Source organism: Haloparvum sedimenti, assembly GCF_001462205.1.
GTDB classification, from domain to species: Archaea; Halobacteriota; Halobacteria; order Halobacteriales; family Haloferacaceae; genus Haloparvum; species Haloparvum sedimenti.
On record NZ_LKIR01000062.1, the window covers coordinates 122706 to 134792 of the forward strand.

Below are 12087 nucleotides of genomic sequence, written 5' to 3' on the forward strand. Positions count from 1 at the left end.
CACAACGGGCCATGGTCCTCGCTTAGAAGTCGCCGTGCGGCGACGTGTTAGATCCGGCATCCACTCGAGTATTCTCGATCACCTTCTGCTCAAACGGCAGGGCACGGATCTCGATACCGCGCCAGTCTCCATCGACGCCGATGAGCGCCTCGGAGTAGCCGGTCTCCTCGTTTCCGGGAATCGCGTCCTGGACGTAGCGCATCTGGGCGTGATTCAGGCCGAACTCGGCGGCCCAGTCCTCGTCCATGCCGTCGAGGCGGTGGAACTGCTTGATCGCACACTGGTCGAGGATCATCTCGGCCTCAGGCTGTTGGAAGAACTCGTCGACGGTCTGGGTGACGAGCCGTATCGAGAGATCATGGTGCCGGTGGTGTCGGAAGATCGTCTCGATGTAGGAGAGGCTCGCGGCGTCGGTGAAGAGGTACCGCGCCTCGTCGATGACGAACACGACCTCTTTCGGCGTCTCCTTGGCGCGCTCGTAGACGAGCGAGACGAGCAGCTGCATCAGGAGGCTCGTCTGTCCGCCGAGGCTCCCCTCCTGCTGGGCGAGGTCGAGGTAGATGAGGTTCTCGTCACGAATGTCGAACGCCGTCTCGCGGCCGAGGTTCTCGAAGCGGCCACCCTCCGCGAACGGGCGGAGTTGGTCGATGAGCCACGTCGCGTCCGCCTGGAGTTTGTCCGCTTCCGCGTCCGTCCGGAGGACGTACTCGTCCGGGTCCTCGACGAGCCCCTCTAGGACGTCGATCACGTCCGTCATCGTCGGACTCTCACGACTGTGCGTGGCGATATCCTCGGTGATGCCGCGCTCGCGGTAGGCCGCGTCGACCGCGAGTTCGAGCGTCGTGCGTCGGTCCGTGAGGTCCACACCGCGAAGGGCGAAGAAGTTGGTGAGGAAGCTGAGCACGCTGTCCTTCTTCTCGGTGAAGGGGCTGGCGTCGGCACCGAGGCGTCGTTGCACGTGCTCGGGCGTCGGCCGGATCTCGAGTGGGTTTAGCCCGAGTGTCCCCCCGACGGTGATGCGGCGGGCGTCGAGGGCGTCCGCGACGCCCGTCCAATCGTTCAGCGGTTCGAGCACGATGCCGATGCGGTCCTCCGACTGCGCGATCGAGCGGATGAACTGCTGTTTGGCGCTGAAACTCTTCCCCGAACCCGGGTCACCGACCGTGAACATGGCGTAGCCGTTCTCGCGCGCAAACGGGTCAACCACGACCGGACTGTCGGTATGGCGATGCACGCCGACTTCGACGCCGCCCGGTTCGAGGAGGGTCGGTGAGTGTGGCGACGCGAGCAGTGCGCCGACCGCGCCACCGAGGGCGATCGCGTCGCGACCGAACGGGTTGTCGCCGATCGGTGCGGCCGCCTGCAGCGCGAGGTCCTGCGTACAGATCGCGGTTTTCGGCGTGAGGTCGGCGGGCGACTCGCGCAGGCGGCGTTTGACCGTTCGGACGGCGTTCCGGAGCTCCTCGCGTGAGTCAGCGCGGACGGTGACCTGCATCGCCTGCGAGAAGACGCGCTGGCCGTTCTCGACCGCGCGATAGGTCGCGGCCGCCTCGTTGGCCCGTTCGTGGAGGTACGTGCTCCGAACGCTTCCCTCGAGATCCGCGTCCACCTTCAGGTCGTCCGCGACCGTCTGCAGCTCGTCGCGAGCCCGGGTCTGGTCCTTGGGCCGGACGTGCGCGGTGAGGTCGAAGCGGACGTCCGTGAGGGTGAACAGCTCGCTGAGGTAGCCGTCACTCGGGTAATCGGGCCAGTCGGCGATGTACAGCGTCGATGTCCAGTCGTCGCCGACCCGGGCGACGCGCGTCTCCCACTCGATGGCGTCGGGGGCGACCGTGTCGGCATGGCGGTCGGCCACGTCATCGAACGCACGTCCATCGTCCGGCGCGGTCGCGATCTGCTCGGGATCGATGAACTGCGAGAGATCGGCCTCGGGGTCGTTCCGCGGACGCCGCTCGACGAGCCAACCGCCGATCAGGATGCCGATCACGACCGCGCCGATGACGCCGGCGGAGCCGATCAGCACGTCGACGCTCGTGTCCAGTCCGCCCTGAAGCACGGCGTCGTAACGCACGCTGACAGCCTCACGCATCGTCAGTATCCCGTGATGAGTGATCCACGGCAACCTGTTCGCGCACGGGGGGTTGCTCGCGTTCGCTTCCGGTCCAGAACCGAAGTGCGAGGCCGAACAGTTCGACCGTGGAGAGTCGCCGCGCGGACCACCCGCTCACCGTCCCGACGAGCTCGGTCTGGACGGCCCGAATTCGATCGTCGAGCTTCGAGAGCGCACGGCCACGAAGCTCGGCCTCCGTGAGCCGCTCGCGTCGCGTGACGAACGGCCGCACTAGGACCCCGAGGACCGGAATCGTCGTGAGCCGTTGGGCAGGCGACCGCTCGTCGTCGTGGCGCTCGTACACCTCATAGGGTGCAACCTCCACGCCGAGGTAGTAGCGCACCTGCTGTGTGTCGGCCAGCTCGTCGGGGCGTTCGCGACGGTACTCCTCGACGAGCTGCTCGAACACCGGATTGTCCGAGACATCCGGGTCGGTCAGCCGCTCCTCGAGCTGCGCCACTAGCTGGTCGGTCGGGAAGGTCCGCGTCGTCGCGTACACGGTCAGCGGAAAGTCGAGCTCGTCGTTCGCGAACGCCGCACCGGCTGCTTGGACGCTGGCCCAGTCGTCGGCCATCGCGAAGTCCATGTTCCCGGGCCGGACCTCCAGAAACGCCTCCATCGTGCCGTCCGTGCGCTGAACCGCGGCCGCGTCCGGCCAGGTGCGTTCGATCTGCGTGAGCTCTTGGGTCGTCTCGTCGACCGTGAACGGCAGGTACTCGGACAGCGATCGGTCCGGGGACTGGCGTCGCCTGTCCTGCGCGGCTGTGTCGTCATTCGTCGGCTCGCGCTGCGTCACGCGCGGTCGGAGCAGGTAAAAGCGACCCACGTCCGCGAGCCAGCTGGCCGCGGATCGATGCGTGGGCGTCGCGGAGACGGCCGCGACGCCGAGGACGATGCCGAGTCCCACGAGCGGGGCGAGGAGGGCGTCCACGCCGGAGAACGCAGCCGTGAGCAGGCCAGCAACGGGGAAGCCCAGTAGGACATACAGATCCCCTTCGGTGACGTTGAACAGCGGGACGCGCGTCTCCTCACCGATGGCGTCCATGATGCGTCGCCGGGCCGGGTTCTCGTCGCTCATCGTGTTCCCCCCGGTTCGTTCCCCGTCCGACGATAGGCGGGGAGCCGGTCACCGTCAGTCACGAGCGCGCTCTGGAACGTGTCCCCGTCTTCGCCTCCTCCGTTCGCGACCCGATTTGCGATGACGTGGCCGGCCGCAGCGCGTGGTCCCCACCGGGCAGCCATGGAGGCGGCCCACGGTCCCGCGGCCGCGCCGGCGCCAACGACCGCGCCCGCAGTGAGTGCCGCGCCCGCAGCCGTCTCCACGGTCCGCGTGAGCCGCGGCGTCGCGTACGAAAACGTCTTCCAGACGAGGACCACGCTCACCACGGGCAGCGAGACGGCGACGAGATGACTCAAGAACGCGGAGTCAGGCGTAACTGCCGGGACGGTCCCACTCCCGAACAGCAGCTCGTACCCGTGGAAGAGGAGCGCGACCGGAATCGGCATGACGAGTAGTGGAACGAACTTCAGACAGACGCGACTCGCGATCCGCGAAACGACCGGGAGGTTCCCGTACGCGAGCGCGATCCCGATCGGCATCCCGTAGATGAAGACGATCAAGAGCACGTCCCGGAGGAAGAACAGCGACTGCAGCGCCCACATCGCGCTCCCGCCGAGGATGTTGAGCGAGAGCGCTAGGGCGGGGTTCTCGACGGACGAGGCGAGAAGGTCGACCATCGCGCCTGCGACCGTTCCCACTGAGGGGATCAGGACGAGCGTGAACGCGTCGACGAAATAGACCGAGACCGCAGCGACCCAGTACCACGCCACGATCAGGATCCCGCCCGTCCACGCCGTCTTTCTGGCTTTCCGCGCTTCATACGTCGACCCGATGTTGAAGATACGGATCGTGTTTCGGCCCTGAACACAAGTGATCAGGAGCAGCAGCGCCACGATCATGATCTCACCACCAACGAGGTCGCCGTAGATCGTCTTCCACGGTTCGTTGGTGGGGACACCGAATCCGAACGGTTCGCCAGTCTGGGGTGTTGGCGTAGAAAAGACGGATTCAGTAATAGACCGATAACCCGATGTTAAGCCCTGTTGGAACCATTCGATGGCCTTATCTACAATATCCTCGAACCATTGTATCCCTACGTCTGTGAGTGAAATATTGGTCATTCAGACACCCCTTCTATAGAGATGTCACAGGTCTCTATGTCGTCACCTGAATACGTGACTCGATACTCTTTTTCAATACTCTCCTCTGTCATTTCTGATGATATCTGAACCGTGAATATACCCTCATTCCCCTCGGGTGTACACGCTACATTGTCCCCAGAGGGAGAGAACGGCAAGGAGTAGCTGTAGATCTGCTTCTCTATCCCTGAAGGTAAAAAGACATTTTCTGCAGCTTGGTCGAGATCACTTTCAGTGTCGTATATTCCACTCTCCTCATAGGTCGAATCAGTAGGATTTGGAACATCTCCCTTGAACCGGAGTTGTGCAATTTCCTCCGGTCCAGTCCCCGCGTTTGCAATCTGAATAATCACCTCAGATGCTATAGTCAATTCTGATGCCCCCTCGTACATCTCGTCAGGATGGTTACGGCCGAGTTTGAGGTCCACAATCTCGAGGTCCGGACGGATCGCGATCGTCTCGGTGTCGGTCACCTCGTCCTCAACAACGGCACGGATCTCGTACTCGCCGGGGACGTACGGCATTTCGATGGGGAACGTCTCGGTTGTCACTCCGGCCGCGACAGTCGTCTCGGCGAAGAGCTCGCCGTTCGGATCAACGACCGTGAGCGCGTCGACGCTCGCCTCCGCAGCGAGATCGACGACGAGTTCGGTCTCCTCGACGGCCACGGCCGCGAGCGGGCCGTCCGCGGTCGGGGTCCCGTCGGAACCGTCACCGTCGAGACAACCGGCGAGCGCGAGGACGCCCGCGGGTGCAAGCGTTTTGAGGACGGTGCGTCTGCTAGAGGGAGTGGTGTTCGTGTTCATGGGTCGGAAATGCGGAAGAAGCGACCGATCCGGAGCCCGGCATATAGCGTGACGGCAAACGGAATCGCCCACACGACGACGGTCTCGATCACGTGCAGCCAGCCCGAAACCGTCGTCAGCGGGTGCCACCGAACGCTTTCGGTTGCACCCACGTAGGCCGGACTGGCCGCACGCCAGGAATCGGGGTCGTACTCGACCGTATAGATCCCCGGTTCGTTGACAGTGACGACCGCAACACCACGGCCGTTCGTCTCGACGGCGTTGCCGTTCACGCGGAGCGTTCCCGTTCGTGGCTCGCCGCCGATCGGCGCACGGCGATCCCCGTCGCGGAGAACGATCGGGTCGTCGGTCCGTGCATCCGTGAGTTCGATACGGAGAGTCGCTGCGGTTTCGTTCCGGTCAGTAACAGTGACCGAGAGGTTGCTCTCCCGGAGGGGTCGGTGTTCGCGTTCCACGTCGCTCAGATTCGTCTCGACGCCGCGGACGACGCCGTGGATAGTCAGCGCCGAGTCGTCGACCGAATCCGTTCGGATCGCCATCCCGTACGAGCGGGTGTACGACTCGTTGACGACGCCGACATCAACATTCTCGTGCAGTCCTGCAGCTGGCGTGGGTGCATCAGTCCCCCACACGTCGAGGATCGTCGGCCCATCACGCACGGGTTCAGCACGAGGACCGATGCGCGAAGGAAACGCGTGTACGTACACCGGTTGTGCAGGCGCGTCAACCGTCTCCGCGTCCGTCGCGGTCGACCGCGTCAGGGTGTCCCAGCGGGTATCGCGGCCGGTGTAGTAGCGCCAGACGCCGCGAACGCGGTCGGTCCCGTCCGCAGTCAGCGTGTACCCGTGCCACGGCTGGGCGTGGTAGATGGCGAGCCCCGTTTCTCCATTCGGGTACGTCGTTTCGTACGACTCCGCGTCGAGCGTGTAGACGCGAACGGTCCGAGTCTCCGCGACGGTCACTTCGTCGGCAGGCGGGACCGAGGTGGTCGCGTTCGGACGTGACGTACTGCTTTCCAGGTCGACCCGGATGTCTGCTTCCAGCCGCAGGTCCACACGCCCGCTCTCATCCGTCCGATACTCGAGGACTGGGGTCGCGTTACCGTCATGGCTGGCGACCCGTTCGCCATCGATGTAGAGCCGGACTTCCTCGATGTCGTGGTCGGTGGCGGAGACGGACGCGTTGGTCGCGTTCGTGATCGCGGCCGATTCGCGGACGCGATAGTCGACGAAACCGCGAACGGTTCCCTCGGGAGCAATATACTGCGACGGATCGTCGCCATCCAGGTGCACATACGTTGAGGGATGGATCGCGAATAGCGAGGCGTGTGCATCGGCGATCGCGACGGACTCCGTCGTGTTCGCGTTCGGGGGCACGTACGAGGTTGATTCGTTCCCTGGCGTCAAGGTCGGGAAATCGGCGGCCGTCCATCTCGCGGCCGTGTCCGGAGGCTCCGCGAACGTGATGTCCGTACACGTGGCGAGCCGCTGAATCGCGGTCGGCTCCGTCCCGTGTTCCGTTTCGTACTCCGACTCGGAGAGACACGGGTCCGGTTGCTTCGAGAAGAGCGTCGCTCGCTCCGTCTCGGTAAGCGGCTCTTCCTCTCCATTCGTCTGCATGGCCGTGCCTACTCCGACCGCGACGGCGGTCATTGCCAGCCAGACGAGCAGGAGTCGTGGTGCGCGTGTGCGCATCGATCGGACCTCAATGGGTCACCACGGTGTGAGGTCGACACACTGCGCGATGGGAAGGTTCATCATGCTCCCGGCGACGGTCGTGAGGGGCCCTAATACGAGCAGCACGACCGCGGACTTGAGCGCCGTCCGCTTGTGCCGCTTGAGGGCTTCACGCTGGTCGGGCCGCACGGTGAACATCTCGACCAGCGAGTCGGCCTGCCACACGACGACGAGGCCCATGAGGCCGACCGCGGTCGTCAGCTGGAAGAATCCCGAGATCATCTCGGGAAGGCGTTCGGCTTCACACACCGCGCTCTCCTGCGCGAGCGCCGGTTCCACTGCGACGACCAACACTAGGACCGTCGCGATGATTGTCCGGCGACTGGGAAGCCACCGACTCCAACGAGACGATGCGGGATCGGTTTTGGGAGGGTCTGAAATCATGATTGCTGGTCTGGGGTACTTCCCAGAGACCGGCAAACACGACGCTGGCGGTCCGGTCTCCGAGACATACACGAAGTCACGGTTTCAATTCGGTTCGTTGGTGATCAGACCTAGTTTAATATTAATTTTCGGGTATATGGATCGGATATGTAATGAATTCGACCCGTGGAGTTCACGGCAATGTCGATGGTAAACGACGACGGTCAGCACAAATTCGCGGAGTTCGTGGGACTAACCAAGGGAGCATCACCGCATGATAGTCAGAAGGGCAGTCTCGGTGCTCTCGATCGCCCCGTCTACTTCGAAGTTCAAGCGAACGAGCGGTAGGTACTCTGTAGTTTGTGATTTTGACATCGTCGCCTCACCGATAGATTGGCGCAGGGATTTTATGTATTACTGACACTCTCCACGTAGTCATGCGACGTGGATTTCGATGGTGGCACCTCATTTGTGCCACAGGATTCATCGGCGTCTTTGTCGTCCCCGTGCTCGGTATGGCCGTCCGGGGCATTTGGTTCAGCTCGTCGCTCGCGTCACGTGCGGGGAGTACCTCCCCAACCAGTTCGTTTGAGGGATCCCTCATTATCCAGGCCCTGCTCGCGAGTAGCCTTTTGATCGCCATGTTCGGCCTCAGCCTCTCGATGTATTATGACGCCAGCGGGATCGTAGCCGACGAGTGGTCACCGAATCCCTACCTATACGGCGTGCTCGGTCTTGTATACCCGCTCTCACTAGTGGTGGTTGCCATCTATCTCTTCCGTCGCTACCGGCGCATCGGACTTGGTGGCTTCCCTCTCGACGATCCCCTTTCTCGGGATCGTCTTGCTGGTTCGCGTTGGTGGTATGGGATCGCCATTGGACCGCTACTGTTGCTTCTTGGGTGTGGGCTGTTTTTCATCCCGTACGGAGACACGTTTTCCTTCCTAAGCACGCTCTACCTCCGTATCATCGGCTTCGTTCTTCCTGCAGGTGCTGGTATCTTCCTCTTCAACATTGGGTTGGCTGCGGACCTCTCACAGGTTCGGAGTAGTGTCGTCACGTGGCATCCGGGTACTCGCAGATACCAGCTCCCGTCACTCCTCGTCCCAGGTCTTATCCCCCTCATCGCGATCATCTATCTCGGACATCGCCATCGACACATCGGGATACCATGAGTGACGAGGTGCGCTAGATTCTTGCTAACACCCCCCAGCAAGCGTCGGGATCTCAGGGTACGATGCATGTGATCCAGTCAAGACGCCCGTGGAACGGTTACGATAGGGTGTACGGTTAGAACCAAGGCCGTGTTTGCGACCGTCTCGTCGACGCAGAGCCGTGCCGTCACGACGGAGGACGCCCTATCGACAATGGGCGGTTTGGCGCGCGCCGCTACCGACTGATCGACACTCATCTCCGGTCCCGCAGACCAACTCAGCACTTCTTTGCTGGGTAGCCGGCCAGGATCGTATGCCGCTCGCGTCGGCTGCTCGCAGGAGGATCGGCGACGTACGGACGGATCGGCGGAACGCGGCCGATCCGCGGCGCCCCACGTCAGGGAGGCGAGCCCGCTACTCCTCGCTCTCGTAGGGCTCGCCGACGGCGGAGGGCGTCCGCGTGGACCCCCAGACGGTGAGGACGACGACCACGCCGGCGTACGGGAACAGGTTGACGAGCCGGTTGGGCACGCTGATGCCGACCGTCTGCAGCTGGATCTGCAGCATGTCCAGCCCGCCGAACACGAGCGCCGCGACGGCCGCGCCGATCGGGTTGTAGTTGCCGAACAGGTAGGCGACGATGCCGATCCAGCCGCGGCCGCTGACCATCGTGTCGCCGGTCCCGGTGAAGGAGCCCGCCTGCGCCAGCAGCACCGCACCGCCCAGCCCGGCCATGACGCCGGAGAAGATCACGGCGGCGTACCGGACGCGCGTGACGCTGACGCCGGCCGTGTCGAGCGCCTCCGGGTTCTCGCCGGCCGCCTGGATCCAGTAGCCGTACCGCGTGTCGGTGAGGAACTTCCAGGCGGCGACGGCCAGGACTGCGGTGAACAGCACCAGCGGCGAGGTGTCGAAGAGGATCGGGCCGAGCACCGGCACGTCCGCGAGAACGGGAATCGTCAGGTCGTTGATGCTCTCGAGGCTCGGGCTGTTGCGGCTGTCCCAGACGAGGACCGCCATGAACGGGCCGAACCCGAGGCCGATGAACCACAGCGCCAGCCCCGCGACGATCTGGTCCGCCTCGTACCGGATCAGCAGGACGGCGAACACGATCGCGAACGCCAGACTGACCAGCACCGAGGCGAGGATCGCGAGCCAGATGTCGCTCTGACCGGGCGAGCCGCCGCCGATGATCCACATCGTGGTCGCGGCCGTCGCCGCCCCGAAGATCATGAACCCCTCGACGCCGATGTTGAAGACGCCGCTCTTCTCGGCGTAGAGCCCGCCGATCGCGGTCAAAGCGATGGGGGTGGCGGCCTGGAGCGAGCGCTCCGCGAAGCCGACCGTGACGATCCCCAGGAGCGGCAGGTCCATCGCCACGGCCGCCACCGCCGCGGCGGCGACGAGCGCGGCGACGCCGGCGATCCGAACGCGGTTTCCGCCGAGGGAGTCGGCGAGGCTCATCGGCGCTCACCCCCCAGCCCGGTCCGCTGTGCGGCCATGCGGAACAGCTCCGGGACCGCGACGAACAGGATGACGAGTCCGATGACGCCGTCGATGAGTTGGACCGGAACGTCGGTGTAGAGCCCGATGTGCGTCCCCGCGGAGTCGAGCCCGCCGAACAGCAGTCCGGCCGGCACGATGCCGAGAGGGTTGTTCGCCGCGAGCAGGCTCACGGCGATGGCGTCGAAGCCGTACGTCGCGATGCCGCCCGGGTCGGTGTAGTAGCCCATGATCATCACCGCGAACACCGAGCCCGCGATCCCGGCGACCACGCCCGAGAGGGCCATCGTCGTGACGACCGTTCGCTCGGCGTCGACGCCGGAGTAGGTCGCGGCCGACTCCTGGTGGCCGCTCGTCACCATGTCGTAGCCGAACCGGCTCCGCTCCATGACCACGTAGATCGCCGCGACGGTGACGAGCGCGATCCCCAGTCCGACGACCGAGAACCCGGAGCTGTCGAAGACGAGGCTCGGGAACGAGACGTACTCCGGGATCCGCTCCGTGTTCGGCGCCGCGTTGCCCTCCCCGCGGAGGGGCCCCTGAACGAGCCAGCCGACGACGCCGGTCGCGATGAAGTTCAGCATTATCGTGGTGATTATCACGTTCGCGTCGGCGTACGCCTTCAGGGCGCCGGGGAGCGCCGCGTAGGCGCCGCCCGCGACCGCACCCGCAACGAACCCGATGATCAGGAGGCCGACGCCACCGACGACGCCTCCCGGAAGCAGCGGTGCCGTCCAGATGATCGACATGATGGTCGCGAAGCCGCCGACGACGAACTGCCCCTGGACGCCGATGTTGAACACGCCGGCCCGGAACGCGACCGCGACCGCGACGCCGGTCAGGATGAACAGCGTCGAGAACCGCAGCGTTCGCGCGATCGCCGACCGGCCGCCGACCGCGCCCTCGATCAGGCTGGTGACGAACTGCACCGGGTCGTACCCGGCCGCCGCGACGATGCCGACGCCGATCGCCAGCGCCAGCGCCGTCGAGGCGGTCGCGATCGCCAGCCGCTCGAGCACCGACGCGCGCAGCATGTGGCCGGCGGCGCGGTCGACCGCCTCACGGAGCCGTTCCGACGGGGCGCTCACGACTGGACACCTCCGCTCGAGGCGGCCTCGGAACCGCCCTCGCCGTCGCCGGTGTCGTGGCCCGCCATCAGCAGCCCGAGCTCCTCCTCGGTCGTCGTCTCCGGGTCAACGACGTCCACGAACTCGCCCTCGTACATCACCGCGATCCGGTCGGAGAGCTTCTGTATCTCGTCGAGCTTCGAGGAGACCACGACGATCGCCATCCCCGCCTCGCGCAGCTCCAGCAGCCGGTCGTGGATGAACTCGATCGAGCCGATGTCGACCCCCCGCGTCGGGTGGGAGGCGACCATGGCGTCGGGGTCGTGTTCGATCTCCCGGCCGACGATGAACTTCTGCTGGTTCCCGCCGGAGAGCGACTTCGCCTCCGTCTCCTCGTTCGGCGGCTGCACGTCGTACTCCCGAACGATCTCCTCGGCGTGGGCGCGGACGGCCGCCCAGTCGATCAGCCCGTTGTCGACGAACGGTTCGACCGTCTGGTTGCCCAGGAGCGCGTTGCGAACGAGCGTGTAGTCCTGGACGAGCCCCTCGGTCGTCCGGTCCTCCGGAATGTACGCGATGCCGGCGTCGATACGCTCGCGTCGGTCCGTGTCGGTGATCTCCGCGCCGTCGAACCGCACCGTCCCGGCGTCGACCTCGCGGAGCCCGGTCAGCGCTTCGACCAGCTCGGTCTGCCCGTTCCCCTGAACGCCGGCGACGCCCAGGATCTCACCCTCCCGCACGGTGAGGTCGACATCGCTCACCTGCTCGAGACCCCGGTTGCCACGCACGCGGAGCCCCTCCGCGTCGAGCACGGGATCGCCCTCGGTCGAGTCCCGGGGTGGCCGGTCGAACTGGACCTCTCGACCGACCATCATCCGCGCGAGCTCCTCCTCGGAGGTGTCGGCCGCGTCGACCGTGCCGATCGCCGCGCCGTCCCGCAGGACGGTGATCTCGTCGGCCGCGTCGAGCGCCTCGCCCAGCTTGTGCGTGATGAAGATGAGCGAGTGGCCGGCGTCCGTGAGCTGCTCCATCACGTCGAGGAGGTCCTCGATCTCCTGTGGCGTGAGGACCGCGGTCGGCTCGTCGAGGATGAGGATGTCCGCGCCGCGATAGAGGCTCTTGACGATCTCCACCCGCTGGCGGGCGCCG

General features: G+C 65.1%; 10 protein-coding genes. 1 reads left to right on the top strand and 9 read right to left on the bottom strand.

Annotated elements, in window-relative coordinates:
- Window positions 1–22 precede the first annotated feature (22 nt).
- The 6 genes from AN233_RS04050 to AN233_RS04075 form a co-directional block, all read right to left on the bottom strand.
- On the bottom strand, window positions 23–2089 hold the full coding sequence (locus AN233_RS04050; RefSeq protein ID WP_058365565.1) for a VirB4 family type IV secretion system protein: 2067 nt from the start codon (window positions 2087–2089) through the stop codon (window positions 23–25).
- Window positions 2082–3188 carry a hypothetical protein gene (locus tag AN233_RS04055; protein ID WP_058365566.1) on the bottom strand — a complete coding sequence of 369 codons (1107 nt, stop codon included), beginning with the start codon at window positions 3186–3188 and terminating at the stop codon, window positions 2082–2084. Before AN233_RS04055 ends, AN233_RS04050 begins: the two co-directional genes overlap by 8 nt.
- Window positions 3185–4291, bottom strand: a complete 1107-nt coding sequence (locus AN233_RS04060; RefSeq protein WP_058365567.1) for a hypothetical protein — start codon at window positions 4289–4291, stop codon at window positions 3185–3187. Before AN233_RS04060 ends, AN233_RS04055 begins: the two co-directional genes overlap by 4 nt.
- The gene (locus AN233_RS04065) at window positions 4288–5115 is read right to left on the bottom strand and encodes a hypothetical protein (protein WP_058365568.1); all 828 of its coding nucleotides are present in this window, start codon (window positions 5113–5115) and stop codon (window positions 4288–4290) included. The genes AN233_RS04060 and AN233_RS04065 overlap by 4 nt, the downstream gene beginning before the upstream one ends.
- Window positions 5112–6734: a hypothetical protein gene (locus AN233_RS04070; RefSeq protein ID WP_245626001.1), complete on the bottom strand. Its 1623-nt coding sequence runs from the start codon at window positions 6732–6734 to the stop codon at window positions 5112–5114. Before AN233_RS04070 ends, AN233_RS04065 begins: the two co-directional genes overlap by 4 nt.
- Before the next feature lie 93 nt (window positions 6735–6827).
- A complete protein-coding gene (locus tag AN233_RS04075) occupies window positions 6828–7235 on the bottom strand; it encodes a hypothetical protein (protein WP_080508341.1) in 408 nt (135 codons plus the stop codon).
- Window positions 7236–7855: 620 nt separating this feature from the next.
- On the opposite strand from AN233_RS04075, the gene AN233_RS04080 reads away from it, so the two are divergent.
- Window positions 7856–8389: a hypothetical protein gene (locus AN233_RS04080; protein WP_141654124.1), complete on the top strand. Its 534-nt coding sequence runs from the start codon at window positions 7856–7858 to the stop codon at window positions 8387–8389.
- A gap of 393 nt (window positions 8390–8782) precedes the next feature.
- On the opposite strand, the gene AN233_RS04085 is transcribed toward AN233_RS04080, so the two are convergent.
- The 3 genes from AN233_RS04085 to AN233_RS04095 all read right to left on the bottom strand — a co-directional run.
- On the bottom strand, window positions 8783–9832 hold the full coding sequence (locus AN233_RS04085) for an ABC transporter permease (RefSeq protein ID WP_058365571.1): 1050 nt from the start codon (window positions 9830–9832) through the stop codon (window positions 8783–8785).
- Complete coding sequence (locus AN233_RS04090) at window positions 9829–10905, bottom strand: ABC transporter permease subunit (protein ID WP_058365585.1); 1077 nt, start codon at window positions 10903–10905, stop codon at window positions 9829–9831. The genes AN233_RS04085 and AN233_RS04090 overlap by 4 nt, the downstream gene beginning before the upstream one ends.
- A gap of 50 nt (window positions 10906–10955) precedes the next feature.
- Window positions 10956–12087: ABC transporter ATP-binding protein (locus tag AN233_RS04095; RefSeq protein WP_245626005.1), on the bottom strand; the 1132-nt coding region annotated here is incomplete at its 5' end.

Excerpts from the sequence above, each read along its gene's own strand:
- AN233_RS04050 (WP_058365565.1), bottom strand. The coding sequence starts at position 2,089 with ATGCGTGAGGCTGTCAGCGTGCGTTACGACGCCGTGCTTCAGGGCGGA.
- AN233_RS04055 (WP_058365566.1), bottom strand. The coding sequence starts at position 3,188 with ATGAGCGACGAGAACCCGGCCCGGCGACGCATCATGGACGCCATCGGT.
- AN233_RS04060 (WP_058365567.1), bottom strand. The coding sequence starts at position 4,291 with ATGACCAATATTTCACTCACAGACGTAGGGATACAATGGTTCGAGGAT.
- AN233_RS04065 (WP_058365568.1), bottom strand. The coding sequence starts at position 5,115 with ATGAACACGAACACCACTCCCTCTAGCAGACGCACCGTCCTCAAAACG.
- AN233_RS04070 (WP_245626001.1), bottom strand. The coding sequence starts at position 6,734 with ATGCAGACGAATGGAGAGGAAGAGCCGCTTACCGAGACGGAGCGAGCG.
- AN233_RS04075 (WP_080508341.1), bottom strand. The coding sequence starts at position 7,235 with ATGATTTCAGACCCTCCCAAAACCGATCCCGCATCGTCTCGTTGGAGT.
- AN233_RS04080 (WP_141654124.1), top strand. The coding sequence starts at position 7,856 with ATGTTCGGCCTCAGCCTCTCGATGTATTATGACGCCAGCGGGATCGTA.
- AN233_RS04085 (WP_058365571.1), bottom strand. The coding sequence starts at position 9,832 with ATGAGCCTCGCCGACTCCCTCGGCGGAAACCGCGTTCGGATCGCCGGC.
- AN233_RS04090 (WP_058365585.1), bottom strand. The coding sequence starts at position 10,905 with ATGCTGCGCGCGTCGGTGCTCGAGCGGCTGGCGATCGCGACCGCCTCG.